The organism is Amycolatopsis sp. NPDC048633 (genome assembly GCF_040650695.1).
Taxonomy (GTDB): Bacteria; Actinomycetota; Actinomycetes; order Mycobacteriales; family Pseudonocardiaceae; genus Amycolatopsis.
The window spans coordinates 1,146,433-1,165,009 of record NZ_JBEZHS010000001.1 but is presented as its reverse complement, the minus strand read 5'-3'; the positions used below and the strand labels follow the sequence as shown (position 1 = coordinate 1,165,009).

Below are 18,577 nucleotides of genomic sequence, written 5' to 3'. Positions count from 1 at the left end.
AACCCGCTGGTGCGGAACGTGACCGAACCGTCGCTGTGGATGACCTAGGCTGGGTCGGTGCGCCGCCGACTGACCGCCCTCGCTGTCTGCGCCGCGGTGATCGTGGCCGCGGCCTGCAGCGGTGACGCCGTCACCGCGGTGCCCCCGCCTCCGCCCATGCACCCGGCGCCGGGCGCGTCCGGTGCCGGTGATCCGTATTACCCGGACGACGGCAACGGCGGTTACGACGCCCTGAACTACCACGTCGACGCGACTTACGACCCGCCGAGCGGCCACCTCGACGGCGACACGACGGTCACCGCGAAGGCCACCCAGGACCTCAGCCGGTTCGACCTCGACCTGCGCGGGCTCGACGTCCACAGCGTCGAGGTCGACGGGCAGCCGGCCAAGTTCACGCGCGAGAAGGCGTTCGAGCTGGTCGTCACACCGGCGGCGCCGATCCGCGCCGGGACGACGTTCCGCACGCGCATCCGCTACGGCGGCGACCCGGCGAAGACGCCGCACGACGGCGGCAGCGAGAACGGCTGGCAGCACTCGGGCGACGGCGGCGCGTACATGGTCGGCGAGCCGCACTCGGCCGCGTTCTGGTACCCCGTGAACGAAACCCCGCGCGACAAGGCGTCCTTCACGCTCACCGCGCACGTCCCGGCCGGGTGGACCGTGATCTCGAACGGCCGCGAGGGGCCGCCGGGGACGTGGACCGAGCCGAACCCGGTGGCGAGCTACCTGACGACGATCGCGATCGGCAAGTTCAGTGTCGACAGGTCGACGTTGCCGGACGGCACCCCGGTCGTCTCGGCGTACGCGCCCGGCACCGAGGACCGCCGTGCGATCGGCGACCGCCTGCCGGAGGTGCTCGGCTTCCTGAGCAGCAAGTTCGGGCCGTACCCGCAGTCGGCGGCCGGCGGGATCTTCCTGAACGAGGACGTCCACTTCTCGCTCGAGACGCAGACCCGGCCGACGTACGCGAAGTGGGCCGACCTGCCGACGCTGGTGCACGAGAACGCCCACGAGTGGTTCGGCGACTCGGTGTCGCTGCGCGACTGGTCCGACATCTGCCTGAACGAGTGTTTCGCGTCGTACGCGCAGTGGCTGTGGGCCGAGCGCGAGGGCCAGAGCCTGGACGACCGCTACCGCGCGGCGATCGAGATCACCCGCGGCAGCACGGACTTCTGGGCGCAGAAGCTGGTCGGCATGGGCCAGGGTCACGAGTTCGAAGGCGTCTACAACAAGGGCATCCTGGCGCTGCACGCGTTGCGCCGCCGGATCGGCGACCCGGCGTTCACCCGGCTGCTGCACGACTGGCCGTCCCGCTACCGCCACGCCAACGCGACCTGGGCCGACTTCGAGAAGATGGCTTCGCAGGTCAGCGGCCAGAACCTGCGATCGTTCTTCGACGAGTGGTTCCGCGGCACGAAGCTCCCCGCGGACGCCGACCTCTTCCCGGGCTCACTGCGCAGCTGAGCTGCCCAGCAACGACCGCGTCAACGCACTCCGCGCCTCCTGCATCTCCCGCAGCGCCGTCGTCAGCTCCTCGTCGCCCACCGCGACGTCCGCGTCCGGCCGGGCCGCCAGCGACAGCAGCGACGCCCGCCGCAGCAGCTCCTTCGCGAACGACGCCGTCACTCCCTCCGTCGCCGCCACGATCGGGGCCAGGTCCGCCGTCAGCTTCAACCCCCGCGCGTACAGGCGAAGCAGCGCCTCGCGGCCCACCGCGTCCGGCAACGGGATCTCCACCGCCAGGTCGACGCGGCCCGGGCGGTCGGCCAGCGCCTTCTCCAGCTCGCTCGCGCGGTTGGTGGTCAGCAGGAACGTCACGTCGGCGTCGCCGCCCACGCCGTCCATCGCGTCGAGCAGCGTGAACAGCAGCGGGTGCGCGCCCGGGCCGTAGCTGCGGTCCTGCGCGATCAGGTCGACGTCCTCCACCACGACCACGCTCGGCTGCAGCCGGCGCGCCAGCTCCGCCGCCTTCGCCACGAACCGCATCGCCGTGCCGGTCAGGATGATCACCGTGTTGCCCGGCAGGCGACCCATCAGGTACCGGACGGTGTGCGTCTTGCCGGTGCCGGGCGGGCCGTGCAGCAGCAGGCCACGCTTGAGGTGCTGCCCCGCGGCCAGCAGCCGCTCGCCGTGCCGCGCGATGCCGACGGTGTGCTGCTCGATCGCGTCGAGCACGCCGTCCGGCAGCACCACCTCCTCACCGCCCAGGGTCGGCCGCGGCAGGAACGTCAGCAGGTCGTTGCCGCGGTTCTCGCTGGTCCCGAAGGCCAGCACCTGCCCGCGCAGGACGTCGTGCTCGGCCATCAGGCGCTCGACGCGGTCGCGCACGCCGGTGGCGGTCGCCCGCGACGTCGCCAGCACCTCCAGCCGGCACTCCATCTGCCCCCACTGCGGGTTCGCGCCGCGGATCGCCACCAGCACCGGCTCGCCGCCGGGGGCGCTCGTGCCGACGAGCCCCAGCTGCACCGCCTCGGTCGCGTCTTCGGGACCGATCGCCGTCGTCGTGTAGTCCACCGAGCCGAGCTCGAAGGTCCCCTGCTTGCGCGCGATCACGAGCATCCCGATGAGGTCCTCGTGCGTGCGCTGGCCACCCGCGATGCCGAACCAGTCGACGGCCGTGCCGTGCTCGGCGAGGTAGGCCTCCACCCCGCGCTGGATGTTCGCGTGCTCCCACGCCGGCCAGTTGCGGGTCACCACCACGACTTCCGTCAGCGGGGCCGCCAGGTGGCCGGTCACGCGGTCGATGAGCTCGCTGCCCCGGCCGGTCGTCACCTCGTCGGCGGTCGCGCGGATGATCCGGGCGAGGTCGGTCGCGAGGTCGCGCTCTGTGCTGCCCATGTGATCCACAGTGGCACGGATCACAGCGCCGGGCCAACTAGGCTGGAGCCCATGAGTGTCGTGAAGATCAATGCGATCGAGGTCCCCGAAGGTGCCGGCCCCGAGCTGGAGAAGCGGTTCGCGGCGCGGCTGCACGCCGTCGACCAGCAGCCGGGCTTCCTCGGGTTCGAGTTGCTGCGCCCGGTCTCCGGCGAGACGCGCTACTTCGTCTACACGAAGTGGGAGACCGAGGAGGCGTACCAGGCCTGGGCGACGGGCGGCCCGGCCGCGGCGGCGCACTCGGGTGAGCGGGCCAAGCCCGTGTCGACCGGGGCGAACCTGCTGGAGTTCGAGGTCGTCCTCGGCTCTAACCCGGGTGAGTGAGCTCGCCAGGGCCGCGGAGCTCCTGGACGGCGCCGGCGCGCTGCTGATCTGCGCCGGCGCCGGCATGGGCGTCGACTCCGGGCTGCCGGACTTCCGCGGCGGCGAAGGGTTCTGGCGCGCGTACCCGCCGTACGCCCGGCTCGGGCTGCGGTTCGAGGAGCTGGCCGACCCGCGGCACTTCGCCGACGACCCCGAGCTGGCCTGGGGTTTCTACGGACACCGGCTGTCGCTCTACCGGAAGACCGTGCCGCACGAGGGTTTCCGGATCCTGCGCGAGCTGGGCGCCCGCCTGCCCGGCGGCACCGGCGTGTTCACGTCCAATGTGGACGGTCAGTTCCAGGAGGCGGGCTTCGGGCTCGTCTCCGAGGTGCACGGCTCGATCCACCACCTGCAGTGCCTCGCCGGGTGCACCCGCGCGATCTGGCCGGCTCCCGAAGAAACCGACGTTTCGATCGACCCCGAAACGATGCGCGCGGTGCCGCCGCTGCCGTCGTGCCCCCGCTGCGGCGGCCTGGCGCGCCCCAACATCCTGATGTTCGGCGACGACTCGTGGGTCCCGGACCGCGGCCAGGCCCAGCTCCAGGAGCTGACGGCGTGGCGCCGCACGGCACGCGACCTCGTGGTGGTGGAACTGGGCGCGGGCCAGGCGATCCCGACGGTCCGCCGCTACGCCGAACTGGCGAGCGCGGCGACCGGCGCGCTGATCCGGATCAACCCGCGGGAGCCGGAAATCCGCCACGACCGGGGTGTCTCGATCGCGGCCGGCGCCCTGGAAACGCTCACGGCGCTGGCCGCAGCCACAGGTCCCGGTTCCCCGCGAGCATGACCCGGCCGTCGGCCAGGGTGGCCGCCATCCGCACCGGGGCCTCCGCGCACCCCAGCTCGCCGCGTTGCCAGCCGGTGGCGTCCCGGACCAGCACAGCCGAACACGAGCGCGGGCGGGCGTTCGCCGGCACCGGTTCGAAGGTCCGCGTGGCCAGGACCGGGTGCCGTGCGCGTCCAGCGTGCCCGCCACGACCCCACCCGGCCCCGGAGCGTCCACTGTGGACCAGGCGCCCGGCTTGCCGGTGACCGCGAACGGCGTCTGCTTGAAACCATCCGTCGTTTCCCCGTAGAGCAGCCACTGCCCGGCCACCGGCAGAATGCCGTACACGAGCGTTTCGTCCGACGGCGTCGGGAGCTCCGACACCGTCAAGCTGCCGCCGCCGTCGTGGGACGCCCAGATCTGCAGCCGCGGGCTCGAATACCCGGCCGCGAGCAGCTCCGGCCCCGCGGCCGCCACCGTCGACGGCCCGTTCGCCCCGGTCACGCCGTCGAGGAGTGGCATCACAACCGTGCGTTCCGTCTTGCCTTCGTCGGGCGACACCCAGGCCACCGGCCGGGTCGTCTTCGCGTCGAGGAACGCCGTCCCGACCGCCACGAGGTTGCCGCCCGACCGGGTAAGCGCCTTCGAGTCACGCCGGCCGCGCAGCTCGCCGAGCTCGGTGACGGTGCCGCCGGCGTCCCGTTGCGAGAACTTCGTGCCGACCCCGGACACCGAGCCGTCCGGGCCCGGCACGGCGGCCACGGCCGGCAGGCCGCCGCCGATTGGACCGATCCGCAACGTCGTGCAGTCCGCACCGCCGGTCCAGTTCACGGTGAGCATGCGGTTGCCGGTCGCGTAGTCGCCGACGCCGAGCACACAGTCCTTCACCGGGACCAGGGCGTTCAGCCCGCCGGTCGTGGGAATCCAGTCGGTGTCGGACGGGAACTCCACCGCGCCCGCGCGCGCGGTGAAGCCGAGCGCGCTCTTCGGGCCGTCTTCCGGCGACGCGGCGGACTGCCCGCAGCCGGCGACGAGCAGGACCAGGGCCAGCGGCACGAGTCTTCGCATGCCCGTCAGCCTGCCAGGAACTCGATCACGGCAGCCGGACTTCCGCGAACACCGCGCGGTGGTCGCTGCCCGCGACGTCGAACACCCGGTAGTCCTGGACCGCCGCCCGGTTGTCGACCACCACGTGGTCGATCGTCACCACCGGGGACGACGACGGCCACGTGGGCGTCAGCGCCGAACCGTGCTCCTCCGCCGCGTCGTTGTAGCCGCGCGACAGCACCGTCCGGAACGCCGCGTGGTCCAGCGTCGCGTTGAAGTCGCCCGCCAGGATGCGCAGGCCGTGCTCGCCGGCCGCCCGCGAAAGGTCCTTGATCTCGCGCTCCCACTGCGGGGTGTCGACGTCCGGGGAGATCGGGTGGACAGCGACGATCTCGGCCACCACGCCGTCGCCGAGGTCGGCCTGCGCGCCCGGCTGCTTGGCCGCCGAATCACCCGTCAGGTTGACCTCCTTCAGCGGGAAGCGCGACACGATCCCCGAGCCGAACGCGCCCGGTGCGGGGTGCAGCACCCGGTACGGCAGGGCCTGGAACAGCCCGGCCGCGGTCAGGCCGTCGACCGCGCGGGGCGTCAGCTCGACCAGGTTCAGCACGTCGATCCGCTGCTCGCGCACCAGGTCGACGACGGCCTTCGGGTCCGCCTGGCCGTAGAGCAGGTTCGACGCGAGCACGCGCAGGGTCTTGCCGTGCAGTTCGCGCTGGTCGCTCGCCGCCAGCCGCGGGAGCACGAGGACGGCCAGCGCGATCGCCAGCACCAGCGCGGTCCCGCCGACCCACCAGCGCCGCAGGGCCAGGGACAGCCCGCCGAGCAGCGCGCCCGCGGCCGCCACGTACGGCGTCAGCGACAACGCGACGAGGGTGTACCAGTCGCCGTCGTAGCCGATCAGGCGCAGCGTGACCAAGGCCGCCAGCAGCACCAGCGGCACCACCAGCAGGGCCGTGACCAGCGGGTTCTTCCGCCGGACCCGCGTCTCTTCCGCAACGGTCATGTGCCGAGTATGCCGAGGCGGCGGGCAAGCGGCCCGGGCGCCGACAACTCCTCCACAAGATCTCCACCAGCGGCTGCCAGCGCCTGCCAGCGCGCTGTGCGCGGCTTGCCAGCGCCTACCACCACAGTTGCCCTCAGACAGCGACAGTGAAGGAGGAACGCCCATGTCGCACGCGATCCAGGCCGAGGGCCTGGTCAAACACTTCGGGGACACCAAGGCGCTCGACGGGGTGGACCTCGAGGTCCCGTTCGGGCAGGTCGTGGGGGTGCTCGGGCCGAACGGCGCGGGCAAGACGACCGCCGTCCGCATCCTGGCGACCCTGATGAAACCCGACGCCGGCAGAGCGACGGTCGGGGGCTTCGACGTCGTGACCGACCCGGTGCAGGTCCGCAGCCTGATCGGCCTGACCGGGCAGTACGCGTCCGTCGACGAGGACCTCAACGGGATCGAGAACCTCGTCCTCATCGGACGGTTGTACGGCCACTCCCGCGCCCAGTCCAAGGCGCGCGCGGTCGAGCTGATCGAGCGCTTCGAGCTGACCAAGGCGGCCAAGCGGCCGATCCGGACCTACTCGGGCGGCATGCGGCGGCGGATCGACCTGGCCGCCAGCCTCGTCGGCCGGCCCGAGGTGCTCTACCTCGACGAGCCGACCACCGGGCTCGACCCGCACGCCCGCAACGAGGTCTGGGACGTCGTCCGCAACCTCGTCACCGAGGGCGCGACGGTGCTGCTGACCACGCAGTACCTGGAGGAGGCCGACCAGCTGGCCGACAAGATCACCGTGTTCGACCACGGCCGCGTCGTCGCCGACGGCCGCGCCGACGAGCTGAAGCGCCGCGTCGGCGGGCAGACGCTGCAGGTCCGGCCGACCCAGCTGTCCGACATGGACGCCGTCAACCGGATCCTCGGCGACCTCACCGGCGTGCACCCGACCCGCGACAACGCGACCGGGCTGCTCACCGCGCCGGTCAGCGACCCGGTGCTGCTGTCCACTTTGGTCCGCAAGCTGGACGAAGCCGGGATCACCGCGGACGAGCTGGCGCTGCGGCTGCCCAGCCTCGACGAGGTCTTCCTCGCCCTCACCGGGCACGCCGCCGAAGCACCGACCGAAGACACCACCCGCGATCTCGAAGGGAGCCTGGCATGACGACGCTGGCGCTCGACCGCCCGGCCCCGCCGCGGCACATCAGCCCCGCCAAGGGCTTCCAGCACGCGCTTTCGCTGGCCTGGCGCGGCATCCTGAAGATCCGCAAGAACCCCGAACAGCTCGCCGACGTCACCTTGATGCCGATCATCTTCCTGGTGATGTTCGTGTACCTGTTCGGCGGCGCGCTGTCCGGGTCGACCGACGCCTACCTGCAGATGGTGGTGCCCGGCATCATCGTGATGAACATCCTGCAGGCCTGCCTCACGGTCGGCACGAACCTCAACACCGACATCACCAAGGGCGTGTTCGACCGGTTCCGCAGCATGCCGATCGCCCGGTCGGCCCCACTGATCGGCGCGGTGCTCGCCGACGTCGTGCGCTACATCGTCTGCCTGACCGTGCTGATGGTCGTCGCGACGATCATGGGCTACCGGATCGCGACCAGCCCCGGCGAGTTCATCGTGGCGATCCTGCTGGCGGTGGCGTTCGGGCTCTGCTTCTGCTGGGGCTCGGTGTTCGTCGGCATGATCATGAAGTCGCCGGGCGCGGCGACGGCGCTGATGTTCGTCTTCATCATGCCGCTGACCTTCGGCAGCAACGTGTTCGTCAGCACGAGCACGATGCCGGGCTGGCTGAAGGCGTGGGCGGACATCAGCCCGGTCAGCCTGATGGCCAACGCGTTGCGCGGCCTGATGAACGGCGGCGCCGTCGCCGGGCCGCTGGCCGGGGCGCTGGCCTGGATGGCCGGCGCGGTGATCGTGTTCTTCCCGCTGGCCACCTGGGCCTACCGCCGGCGGGTCTGAACGGCGCCGACCCACGGGGGTGAGTCGCGCCAGGGGGAGCTGAAGGGGACGTCCGCGAGGGCGTCCCCTTCAGCCTATTTCGACGTACACCCCGGCGATGGCGTCCACTTTGGACATGGCGCGCACCGCCGCGATCAGCTCTTCGTACCGCGCGTCGGAAAGCTCCGCGCGCAGGTGGGCGATCAGCTCGCGCACCTCCGGGCTGCCGAGGTCGAACCGGCCGCGGATCAGCGCCGACGTGCCCAGCATGCGGGCCGCCTGGACCGGCCGGCCCTGCGCACCGCGCACCAGCGCCAGCAGCTCCACGGCGCCGGCGAGATCCGGCATGTCCCCGCGGTCGCGGGTCGCGAGGATGGCCTTGACCACGTGCGCCTCGGCCACGTCCGGCCGGTGCTCGGCGAGCGCGACCCGCCCTTCGAACGCGCTGACCCACTCCACGCCCATGCCCTCGGGGAACGCGGTCTCCCACGTCAGCGCCCGGAGCTGGGCGAGCGCCGCGCGCGCGTCGGCCAGCCGTCCGCTGCGCAGGCACAGCTCGATCCGGCCGAACATCAGGATCGCCCGTTGCTGCGGGCTCTCGACCCCCTGCCCGTAGCGCTCGGCGGCCTCTTGGTCGCGCCACGCGCCCTCCATGTCCCCGAGCCGCGCCCGTTCGACGGCCAGGCGCCACCAGTGCTGGACGACGTCCTCCTGCGAGCGCAGCTCCATCGACAGCGCCAGCCCCTGCTGGTACACCTCGATCGCGCTCTCGCCCTCGCCGTCCTGCGACAACGCGTTCGCCTTGAAGCTCAACGTCATGGCCGTGCCCCAGCGGTCGCCGACCTCGCGGAAGCCCGCATACGCCAGGTCCCGGGCCCGGTCGGCGCCCTCGACGTCGCCCGCGTCGTCGAGCAGGAAGCTCTCCACCCAGAACCCGCCGGCGCGGGTCCACGGGTCGTCGGCGGCCTGCGAGCGGCGCACCTCCCGCATCGCCAGCTCGCGTTCGCCGCCGAGGAACGCCAGCATCGGCAGCGCCACGGCCAGCCCGGGGTACTTCCCCGCCGCGCCGGTGCGGACGCACTCGTCGATCAGCTCGCGGACGCCTTCGAACGGGAACCGGGACGGCATCTGGTGGAACAACCGCGTGATCGCGCGGTAGGCCGCCAGGACGTCCGGGGGCAGCCGGTCGCCGAAGGCGAGCACCGCGTCGATGAACTCCTCGGCCCGTTCCCCCTGCCCGAGGATGGTGTAGTACCAGAACAACCCGTTGAGCAACCGCACCGACGTGTCCACTTCGGACATTTCGATGGCCGTGCGCAGGGCACCGGTCAGGTTCGCCGACTCCGCCTCGTAGACGTCGATCGCGGACAGCTGTTCGCCGGTGCGCAGCAACGGTTCCGCCCACTCGGCCAAGTCGACGTAGTAGCCGGCCATCGCGCGCTGGAACGCGTCCCGCTCGCCGGACTCGGCCAGCCGCTCGCCGGCGTAGGCCCGCAGGGTCTCCAGCATCCGGTACCGCGGCTCCCCGCCGCGGTTCACGGTGTCCACGATGGACTTCTCGACGAGCGTGCCGAGCACGTACGGGACGTCCGCGGCGGGCAGCAGCCCATCCGCGCAGACCCGCTCGACGGCGTCCATCGGCGCACCGCTGGGGAACACCGCGAGCCGCCGCGCGAGCACCAGCTCGGGCTCGGTGAGCAGGTCCCAGCTCCACTCGACGACCGCGCGCAGCGTCCGCTGCCGCGGCAGCGCCGTGCGGCTGCCCGAGGTCAGCAGCCGGAACCGGTCGTCGAGCCGGGCGGCGATCTGGGCCGGCGTCATCGACCGCAGCCGTGCGGCGGCCAGCTCCAGGGCGAGCGGCATCCCGTCGAGCCGGCGGCAGATCTGGCCGACGTCGTCCACAGTGGACTCGTCGAGCACGAAGTCCGGCCGGACCGCGCTCGCCCGGTCGAGGAACAGCCGCGTCGAGTCCAGCTCGGCGGCTTCGGCGGGCGCCGCGCGTTCGGCGGGCACGGGCAGCGGCCCGAGCGGGCAGAGCGCCTCACCGGTGATGGCCAGCGGTTCCCGGCTGGTCGCGAGGATCCGCAGCCCGGGCGCGCGGCTCAGCAGCTCGTCGGCCAGGTTCGCGGCCGCGTCGATGACGTGCTCGCAGTTGTCCAGCACCAGCAGCGCCTCCCCGCCGGCCAGCACCTCGACGGCGTGGCGGAGCAGGTCCGGCCGCCGCCGCACCTCGGTGTCGGCGCTGCGGATGTCGCGCACCTCCAGCGCGCCGACCACCGCGCCGACGACGTCGGCGGAGTCGCGGACGCCGGCCAGCGGCACGAACCACACGCGGCCGCGCGCGTGGGCCGGGTGCCGCGACGCCGCCTCGGTGGCCAGCCGCGTCTTGCCCGCCCCGCCCGGGCCGGCCAGCGTGACCAGGCGGGCGCCGCCGAGCAGCTCGGCCAGCAGCTTGAGCTCGTCGTGGCGGCCGACGAAGGTGGTCAGCCGGGTCGGCAGCCGGTCGGTCACCGGCGACGGCGGCGCGAACTCGCCGCGCAGCGCGGCCAGGTGGATCTCCTGCAGCTCGGCCGACGGGTCGACGCCGAGCTGGTCGGCCAGGGTGCGGCGGATCCCGGTGTAGACGCCGAGGGCCTCCGACTGCCGCCCGGCCGCGCACAGCGCGCGGATCCGCAGCCCGGCCAGCCGCTCGCGCAGCGGGTCGGCGTCGGCCGCGGCGGCCAGGTCGGCGAGGACGCCGGCGTGCTCACCCAGCCGGATCAGCGCTTCGAAGCGGTCTTCGGCCGCCTCGGCCCGCAGATCGGTGAGCCGGCGGGCGGGCGCCGGGGCGAACGGCGCGTCGAGGACGTCGGCGAGGGCGCCGCCCTGCCAGAGCCCGAGCGCTTCGGCCAGCAGCTCGGCCGCGCGGGCGTCCCGGCCCGCGGCCAGCTCCCGGCGGCCGTCGGCGGCGAGCCGTTCGAAGCGCTCGGCGTCGACGTCTTCGCGGGCCACGGCGAGCCGGTAACCGCCAGGACCCGATTCGACGGCCACCGGCAGCGCCTTCCGCAGCCGCGAGACCAGCGACTGCAGGGCGTTGGCGGCGTCGGCGGGCGGCTCGGCGCCCCAGAGGCCGTCGACGAGCGCGTCGGCCGGGACCGCGCGCCCGGCGTCCAGCGCGAGCCTGGCCAGGAGCATGCGGAGGCGGGCTCCGCCGATGTCGATCGGCGTGCCTTCGTCATCGGTCGCCCGCAGCGGGCCCAGCAGCGCGACGCGCACGTGTCCAGCTTTCCAGACCTCGCCGGGGCGCCGGGGGCGGATGGCCGGAGCGGCACCGACGGAAGTGCTGATTTTCCGGACAAATGCGACGTCTGACCGCCCGGCGGGACGTTCGTGGCGATACGTTGCGGTTCCACGTCCACCCCAGACAGGAGCGTTCATGAGGGGACAGAAACCGGTCGTGCTCGCCGTCGCGCTGCTCACCGGCATCTGCTTGAGCAGCGGGGTCGCGGCCGCCGGGAACGACTGGGGCGCCGCGAAGCCGGGCAGCGACGGTGCCGGCGACAGCTACTACCCGCAGGACGGCAACGGCGGCTACGACGTCGCCGACTACAACCTGAAGGTCACCTACGACCCCGCCTCGCACCAGCTGAAGGGCGCGCAGGACATCTCCGCGCGGGCGACGCAGTCGCTCAGCTCGTTCAACCTCGACTTCCGCGGCCTGACCGTCGACTCGGTGAAGGTCGACGGCCGCGGCGCGAAGTTCAGCCGGACCGGCGACCACGAGCTGGTCGTCACGCCGTCGCGGTCGCTGCGGCGCGGCGAGCACTTCGAGGTCAAGATCGACTACCACGGGGTGCCCGCGCCGATCAACGACCCGTCGCTCGGCAACAACGGCTGGCAGTACGCCCAGGCGGGCGGCGCGTTCGTCGCCGGCGAGCCGAAGTCGGCCACCACCTGGTACCCGGTCAACGACACTCCGCTCGACAAGGCCACGTTCCACCTCGCGATCACCGTGCCCGACGAGTGGGGCGTGATCGCCAACGGCCGCGAGCACCCGTCCTTCAAGGCGCCGGGCGGCACCACGCACGTCTGGGCCGAGGAAACGCCGATCGTGCCGTACATGACGACGGTCGCGATCGACAAGTGGACCTTCGACCGCCAGAAGCGCAAGGACGGCACGCCGATCGTCAGCGCGTTCGCCCCGGGCGTCCCCGACTCGACCAAGCAGGCCGAGGCGCGGCTGCCGGAGATCCTCGACTTCCTCGAGTCGAAGTTCGGCAAGTACCCGATCGACGCGGCGGGCGGCATCTTCCTCAACGAGCAGATCGGCTTCTCGCTGGAGACGATGAGCCGGCCGATCTACTCCGCGGGCTGGGCCGGCACGGTGCCGACGATCGTCCACGAGAACGCCCACCAGTGGTACGGCGACTCGGTCGCGGTCGAGCACTGGCGCGATGTCTGTCTCAACGAGTGCTTCGCGTCGTACGCGACGTGGCTCTGGGACGAGGGCAAGGAAGGCGTCGACCTGAACAAGCAGTACGCGGACGACGTCAAGACGGCGTCGACGGCGTTCTGGAACGGCAAGCTGTACGACATGGGTGCCGGCAACGAGTTCACGTACGTGTACTCGAAGGGCCCGATGATGCTGCACGCGCTGCGCAACTACGTCGGTGAGCAGGCGTTCTCCCGGGTCCTGAAGACCTGGCCGTCGCTGCACCGCAACGGGAACGCGAGCATGCAGGACTTCCAGCGGTACACCGAAAGCGTCGCGCACAAGAACCTCAAGGGGTTCTTCGACGCGTGGGTGTACGGCGCCGGCAAGCCCGCCGACCAGTACCTCTTCCCGGGTGGGCTGAAGCCCGCCGCTTGACCTACTGCCGTGAGGGGCACCTTCAGGGACATGATGTCCCTGAAGGTGCCCCTCACGGCTTTTCAGGAGGATGCATGGCCGAGGTGCTGATGACGGGGTTCGCGCCGTTCGGCGGCGAGTCGGTGAACCCGTCGTGGCAGGCGGTTTCCTTGCTCGGCGCGCGCCGGGACGACGTCGCCGCGGTGGAGCTGCCGTGCGAGTTTTCCGCGGCACTGCCCGCGTTGCGGCGCGCTTTGCAGGAGCACCGGCCGTCGCTGGTGGTGTGCGTCGGCCAGGCGGGCGGCCGTCTCGAGGTGACGCCGGAGCGCGTCGCGGTCAACCTGATCGACGCTCGCATCCCCGACAACGCGGGCGAGCAGCCGGTGGACGTCCCGGTGGTCCCCGGCGGACCGGCGGCGTACTTCACGACGCTGCCGGTGAAGGCGTGCGTGGCGGCGATCCGCGCGGCGGGTGTGCCGGCTTCGGTGTCCCACACCGCCGGGACGTACGTGTGCAACCAGGTCTTCTACGGGCTGATGCACCTGCTTTCGGCCCTGCCGGACGTCCGCGGCGGGTTCGTGCACGTCCCGTTCAGCCCCGAGCAGGTGGCGACGTCCGGCAAGGCCGCGGCGTCGCTGGGGGTGGACCGGGTGGCCGACGCGCTGGAGGTGCTAGTGGACACGGCGTTGAAGACGACGGAGGACATCGTCGTCAGCGCGGGCGCGGAGCACTAGCCGCTCCCGTGATCTGGGGCACACCGGCCGTCAATCATCCTGCCGGGCGGCTGAACGGTGTTTACATGGCGGGATGGCAGACCGCTCGGAGAAACCGGACCGCGAAGCCCTTCTGGGCGAGCTTTCCGCGCTGTCGGCGACGGCGACGTCCGCCGATGGCGCCGTCTCGCTGTCGGTCAACACCGACGGCGTGCTGACCAGGCTGCGGCTCACCGACGCCGTCTCGCGGATGTCGCCGGACGAGATCGCCGACGCCGTGCTGCGGACCTACGTCGAGGCGCAGCGGGACTCGGCGAAGCGGACCGGGCAGCTGCTGGCGCCCCTGGGCTCCGGCGGGTATCTGATGGACCGGCTGCGCTGGCGGGAGCAGTTCGAGCCGGCCCCTTCGGCGCCGCCGTCGCCGCCCCCTCCCGCGGGAGACGCCGTGCTGCAGGACCGTTCTTCGGACGCCTCGGCCGCCAAGCCGCCGTCCGGGCCCGTCGGGGACGACGACTGGTACGGCAAGGGCATGCGGTTCGACAAGGCCTGGTGAGTCAGGCCTGGTGAGTCAGGCCTGGTGAGTCAGGCCTGGTGAGTCAGGCCGGCTTGAGCTGGTTGGTGAAGAACGTGACGAGGTCGTCGGCGCGGCGGTCGCCGACGTCGATCGAGACGTAGAGCCCGGCCGCTTGGCGGTTGTCCGCGCCGAAGAGGACGATCCCGGAGAAGCTGCCGACCCCGGCGACGTACCGGCCGTGGAGCCCGCCGCCGTCCCAGGTGCCGCGCTCGACATCGCCGTCACCCATCTGCAGCTTCGCGCCCGCCTCGATCGCGTCGACGGTCACGCCCTGGTAGTAGCTGACGACGTTGCCCTGGCCGAACCCACAGGTGACCGCCGCCTGAGCCTGCACCAGCTTTCCCACGGAGTCGGCGGCCTGGCAGGTGGCGCGGTCCGGGACGCTGCCGGCGAGCGAGCGCAGGCAGGGGGTGAAGCCGGCCTGGTCGCGCTGCGCCGTCGTCGTGCAGTCCACTGTGGACTCAGCCGAGGAGTCGCCGCTGGTGGCGAGAACGATGACGGTGACCACGATCGCGACGACGACGAGCACCGCGAGCGCGATGAGCCACGGCTTGCGGTTCTTCTGCGGCCTCGGCGGCGGCGCGTATTGAGGCGGCCGGACCAGCTGTTGCTGTTGCCAGGGCTGCGGCCGCGGCGGCGTCGCGGGCGGGCGCACCGGCGCGAAGGCGGGCATGGTGACGTCGGTGCTGTTCCCGAGCGGAACGTGGTGGAGGCCGAACGCGACGGCCGTCTCGGGCTGGTCCTGGGTGGTGGGCGCGACGCCGAGCTGGCGTCCGAGCAGCGTGGCCAGCAGCGGCATCCGGCTCGGCCCGCCGACGAGGTAAACGCCGGCGAGCTGACCGGGGTTCAGGCCGGCCCGGTGGATCGTCGCGGCGAGCAGCTCGGCACTGCGGAGCAGGCTGGGCCGCACGAGCGCTTCGAGCTCGTCTCGGCTGACCAGGACGTCACCGAACGGCTCGGGCATCGGCACGTGGGTCTGCGTGTGGCGGGAGAGGCTTTCCTTGGCGTCACGGACGTCCTGCAGCAGCGCACGCCGGGTCCGGCGGTCGGCGGTGGACTGCGGGCGCAGAAGCCGTTGCCACTGCGCCGGATCGGCGTGCGAGACCGAGCGGCCGATGTGCACGAGCAGCGCCTGGTCGATGTCGAGGCTGCCGAGGTCGGGCAGGCCACCTTCGGCGAGCACGGCGAAGCCTTGCTGGGACACGCCGACGACGGCGCAGTCGAAGGTGCCGGCACCGAGGTCGTAGATGCCGATGGGGCCGGCGTTGCGGTTGCCCATGCTCGCGTAGTGCGCGGCAGCGGCCACCGGCTCGGGGATCAGCCGGACATCGGTGAACCCGGCCTTGGCGGCGGCGGTGCGGATGGCGTCCTGCCGGGTGGCGCCCCAGCCGGCGGGGTGCGAGATCCGCGTCTGCCCGGGCGGGCGGCCGAGCTGCCGTTCGGCTTCCTCGCCCAGCCGGCGCAGGACGGCGGCGAAGGCGTCGGTGATGTCCACAGAGGTCTCGCCGAGCCGCAGGGTGCCTTCGTCGATGCGCCGCTTGGGATTGGGCTCGAACCGGCTGGGATCGAGCCGCGCCCGCCGTTCGGCATCCTGCCCGACGACGAGCAGGCCATCATCGCCGGCGAAGACGGCGGAGGACATGGTGACCGACCCATCGACCTCGATCGCCCGCGGCCCGCGCCCGAAGGCGGAGAGGACACCGACGGTGCTGGAAGTCCCGAAGTCGATCGACAGCACGTCCAAGCGGATTCCCCTCCCGAGCCCGCGGGCATCGTCTCATGCGCCCCGATGTGGCTTTCGGGGCCCGGACAGCGAGAAGGGCGGCTCCCCTTCCGGGGAACCGCCCTTCTCGCGTACTACGTCAGCCGATCACTCGCTCTCGGCTTCGCCGGTGTTCTCCTCGTGGCCCGCGCCGATGCTGACCGGCGGGGCGTCCGGGACCGACGACGGCTTGCGCTCACCGCGGAAGGTGAACTTGGCCTGGTCGTCCTTGTCCTCGGGGTTGCCGCTCCAGCCTTCGACGTCGACCAGGATGATCTGGCCGGGCTCGACCTCGCCGAAGAGGATCTTCTCCGACAGCTGGTCCTCGATCTCGCGCTGGATCGTCCGGCGCAGCGGCCGAGCGCCGAGCACCGGGTCGAAGCCGCGCTTGGCCAGCAGAGCCTTGGCCTTCGACGTCAGCTCCAGCTCCATGTCCTTGGCCTTGAGCTGCTTCTCCACGCGGCCGATCATCAGGTCGACCATCATGATGATCTGGTCCTGCGTCAGCTGGTGGAACACGATGATGTCATCGATCCGGTTCAGGAACTCCGGGCGGAAATGCTTCTTCATTTCCTCGTTGACCTTCTGCTTCATCTTCTCGTACCGGGTGCCGGTGTCGTTGGACCCGGCGAACCCGAGCGAGACGGACTTCGAGATGTCCGAGGTGCCCAGGTTGGACGTGAAGATGAGGACCGTGTTCTTGAAGTCGACCGTGCGACCCTGACCGTCGGTCAGGCGGCCGTCTTCCAGCACCTGCAGGAGCGTGTTGTAGATCTCCTGGTGCGCCTTCTCGATCTCGTCGAACAGGACCACCGAGAACGGCTTGCGACGCACCTTCTCCGTCAGCTGGCCGCCCTCTTCGTAGCCCACGTAGCCCGGAGGGGCACCGAAGAGCCGCGAAGCGGTGTAGCGGTCGTGGAACTCACCCATGTCGATCTGGATGAGCGCGTCGTCCTCACCGAAGAGGAACGCCGCGAGCGCCTTGGAGAGCTCGGTCTTACCGACACCGGACGGGCCGGCGAAGATGAACGAGCCCGAAGGGCGCTTCGGGTCCTTCAGACCGGCACGCGTACGGCGGATCGCCTGCGAGACGGCCTTGACCGCGTCCTCCTGGCCGATGATGCGCTTGTGGAGCTCGTCCTCCATGCGCAGCAGCCGGGTGGTCTCCTCCTCGGTCAGCTTGAACACCGGGATGCCGGTCCAGTTGGCCAGCACCTCCGCGATCTGCTCGTCGTCGACCTCGGCGACGACGTCGAGGTCGCCGTCCTTCCACTGCTTCTCCCGCTCGCCCTTCTGGCCGAGGAGCGTCTTCTCCTCGTCACGCAGGCGGGCGGCCCGCTCGAAGTCCTGCGCGTCGATCGCGGACTCCTTGTCGCGACGGACGTTCGCGATCTTCTCGTCGAACTCGCGCAGGTCCGGCGGCGCGGTCATCCGGCGGATGCGCATCCGGGCGCCGGCCTCGTCGATCAGGTCGATCGCCTTGTCCGGGAGGAACCGGTCGTTGATGTACCGGTCCGCCAGGGTCGCGGCGGCGACCAGCGCCGAGTCGGTGATCGAGACACGGTGGTGCGCCTCGTACCGGTCACGCAGGCCCTTGAGGATCTCGATCGTGTGCTCCAGCGACGGCTCGCCGACCTGGATCGGCTGGAACCGGCGCTCGAGGGCGGCGTCCTTCTCGATGTACTTGCGGTACTCCTCGAGGGTGGTCGCGCCGATCGTCTGCAGCTCACCGCGGGCGAGCATCGGCTTCAGGATCGAAGCCGCGTCGATCGCGCCCTCGGCGGCACCCGCCCCGACCAGCGTGTGCAGCTCGTCGATGAACAGGATGATGTCGCCGCGGGTCTTGATCTCCTTGAGCACCTTCTTCAGGCGCTCTTCGAAGTCACCGCGGTAGCGGGAGCCGGCGACCAGGGAGCCCAGGTCCAGCGTGTAGAGCTGCTTGTCCTTGAGCGTCTCGGGCACCTCGCCCTTGACGATGCTCTGCGCGAGGCCCTCGACGACGGCGGTCTTGCCGACGCCGGGCTCGCCGATGAGCACCGGGTTGTTCTTGGTCCGGCGGGACAGGACCTGCATGACCCGCTCGATCTCCTTGCCGCGCCCGATGACCGGGTCGAGCTTGCCCTCGCGGGCGAGCACGGTCATGTTGCGGCCGAACTGGTCCAGCACCAGCGACGACGACGGGGTGCCTTCACCACGGCCGCCGGAACCGGTTTCGGTGGACTCCTTGCCCTGGTAGCCCGAGAGCAGCTGCAGGACCTGCTGGCGGACGCGGTTCAGGTCCGCACCCAGCTTGACCAGCACCTGCGCGGCGACGCCTTCGCCCTCGCGAATCAGGCCCAGCAGGATGTGCTCGGTACCGATGTAGTTGTGGCCGAGCTGCAGCGCTTCGCGCAGCGACAGCTCCAGCACCTTCTTCGCCCGCGGCGTGAACGGGATGTGCCCGCTCGGCGCCTGCTGGCCCTGGCCGATGATCTCTTCGACCTGCTGGCGCACGCCCTCCAGGGCGATGCCCAGCGACTCCAGCGCCTTGGCGGCGACACCCTCACCCTCGTGGATCAGACCCAGGAGGATGTGCTCGGTGCCGATGTAGTTGTGGTTGAGCATCCTGGCTTCTTCTTGAGCCAGAACGACCACCCGCCTCGCGCGGTCGGTGAACCTCTCAAACATGTGCACTCCCTCGACTGCTGCGCCGGCGGCCCGTTATCCATCCGT

General features: G+C 71.5%; 15 protein-coding genes. 9 read left to right on the top strand and 6 right to left on the bottom strand.

Going from position 1 to position 18,577, the window contains the following annotated elements; all coding sequences use genetic code 11:
- The first annotated feature begins 57 nt into the window (after positions 1-57).
- On the top strand, positions 58-1,464 hold the full coding sequence (locus tag AB0C38_RS05860; RefSeq protein WP_360667027.1) for a M1 family metallopeptidase: 1,407 nt from the start codon (positions 58-60) through the stop codon (positions 1,462-1,464).
- Here the strand turns inward: AB0C38_RS05860 and AB0C38_RS05855 are convergent.
- Complete coding sequence (locus AB0C38_RS05855; RefSeq protein ID WP_360667024.1) at positions 1,450-2,838, bottom strand: ATP-binding protein; 1,389 nt, start codon at positions 2,836-2,838, stop codon at positions 1,450-1,452. The two genes, AB0C38_RS05860 and AB0C38_RS05855, sit on opposite strands and share 15 nt — an antisense overlap.
- Positions 2,839-2,889: 51 nt before the next feature.
- On the opposite strand from AB0C38_RS05855, the gene AB0C38_RS05850 reads away from it, so the two are divergent.
- Positions 2,890-3,201: an antibiotic biosynthesis monooxygenase gene (locus tag AB0C38_RS05850; RefSeq protein ID WP_360667021.1), complete on the top strand. Its 312-nt coding sequence runs from the start codon at positions 2,890-2,892 to the stop codon at positions 3,199-3,201.
- Positions 3,194-4,027, top strand: coding sequence for a Sir2 family NAD-dependent protein deacetylase (locus AB0C38_RS05845; protein ID WP_360667018.1), 834 nt, complete (start codon positions 3,194-3,196; stop codon positions 4,025-4,027). The genes AB0C38_RS05850 and AB0C38_RS05845 overlap by 8 nt, the downstream gene beginning before the upstream one ends.
- Here the strand turns inward: AB0C38_RS05845 and AB0C38_RS05840 are convergent.
- Positions 3,981-4,157, bottom strand: a complete 177-nt coding sequence (locus tag AB0C38_RS05840; RefSeq protein WP_360667015.1) for a hypothetical protein — start codon at positions 4,155-4,157, stop codon at positions 3,981-3,983. The two genes, AB0C38_RS05845 and AB0C38_RS05840, sit on opposite strands and share 47 nt — an antisense overlap.
- Positions 4,158-4,343: 186 nt before the next feature.
- On the opposite strand from AB0C38_RS05840, the gene AB0C38_RS05835 reads away from it, so the two are divergent.
- The gene (locus AB0C38_RS05835) at positions 4,344-4,865 is read left to right on the top strand and encodes a hypothetical protein (protein WP_360667012.1); all 522 of its coding nucleotides are present in this window, start codon (positions 4,344-4,346) and stop codon (positions 4,863-4,865) included.
- A gap of 234 nt (positions 4,866-5,099) precedes the next feature.
- Here AB0C38_RS05835 and AB0C38_RS05830 read toward each other — a convergent pair whose 3' ends face one another.
- Entirely contained in the window at positions 5,100-6,059 is a 960-nt protein-coding gene (locus AB0C38_RS05830; protein ID WP_360667009.1) for an endonuclease/exonuclease/phosphatase family protein, read from the bottom strand.
- A 163-nt stretch (positions 6,060-6,222) separates the two neighbouring features.
- Here AB0C38_RS05830 and AB0C38_RS05825 point away from each other — a divergent pair, with 163 nt between their 5' ends.
- Together AB0C38_RS05825 and AB0C38_RS05820 are read left to right on the top strand one after the other, a co-directional pair.
- Positions 6,223-7,206 carry an ATP-binding cassette domain-containing protein gene (locus AB0C38_RS05825; protein WP_360667007.1) on the top strand — a complete coding sequence of 328 codons (984 nt, stop codon included), beginning with the start codon at positions 6,223-6,225 and terminating at the stop codon, positions 7,204-7,206.
- Entirely contained in the window at positions 7,203-8,009 is an 807-nt protein-coding gene (locus AB0C38_RS05820) for an ABC transporter permease (RefSeq protein ID WP_360667002.1), read from the top strand. The genes AB0C38_RS05825 and AB0C38_RS05820 overlap by 4 nt, the downstream gene beginning before the upstream one ends.
- Before the next feature lie 69 nt (positions 8,010-8,078).
- Here AB0C38_RS05820 and AB0C38_RS05815 read toward each other — a convergent pair whose 3' ends face one another.
- Positions 8,079-11,243: a BTAD domain-containing putative transcriptional regulator gene (locus AB0C38_RS05815; RefSeq protein ID WP_360666999.1), complete on the bottom strand. Its 3,165-nt coding sequence runs from the start codon at positions 11,241-11,243 to the stop codon at positions 8,079-8,081.
- Positions 11,244-11,403: 160 nt separating this feature from the next.
- On the opposite strand from AB0C38_RS05815, the gene AB0C38_RS05810 reads away from it, so the two are divergent.
- The 3 genes from AB0C38_RS05810 to AB0C38_RS05800 all read left to right on the top strand — a co-directional run bounded on the left by AB0C38_RS05810 (position 11,404) and on the right by AB0C38_RS05800 (position 14,082).
- Positions 11,404-12,837 carry a M1 family metallopeptidase gene (locus tag AB0C38_RS05810; protein ID WP_360666997.1) on the top strand — a complete coding sequence of 478 codons (1,434 nt, stop codon included), beginning with the start codon at positions 11,404-11,406 and terminating at the stop codon, positions 12,835-12,837.
- A gap of 74 nt (positions 12,838-12,911) precedes the next feature.
- The gene (gene pcp, locus AB0C38_RS05805) at positions 12,912-13,550 is read left to right on the top strand and encodes a pyroglutamyl-peptidase I (RefSeq protein WP_360666994.1); all 639 of its coding nucleotides are present in this window, start codon (positions 12,912-12,914) and stop codon (positions 13,548-13,550) included.
- A gap of 73 nt (positions 13,551-13,623) precedes the next feature.
- Positions 13,624-14,082: a YbaB/EbfC family nucleoid-associated protein gene (locus AB0C38_RS05800; protein WP_360666991.1), complete on the top strand. Its 459-nt coding sequence runs from the start codon at positions 13,624-13,626 to the stop codon at positions 14,080-14,082.
- Positions 14,083-14,125: 43 nt separating this feature from the next.
- Here AB0C38_RS05800 and AB0C38_RS05795 read toward each other — a convergent pair whose 3' ends face one another.
- Both AB0C38_RS05795 and AB0C38_RS05790 read right to left on the bottom strand, forming a co-directional pair.
- Positions 14,126-15,847 (bottom strand): Hsp70 family protein, encoded by a 1,722-nt coding sequence (locus AB0C38_RS05795; RefSeq protein ID WP_360666988.1) that lies wholly within the window; start codon positions 15,845-15,847, stop codon positions 14,126-14,128.
- Positions 15,848-15,973: 126 nt separating this feature from the next.
- A complete protein-coding gene (locus tag AB0C38_RS05790) occupies positions 15,974-18,532 on the bottom strand; it encodes an ATP-dependent Clp protease ATP-binding subunit (RefSeq protein WP_360666985.1) in 2,559 nt (852 codons plus the stop codon).
- Positions 18,533-18,577 lie beyond the last annotated feature (45 nt).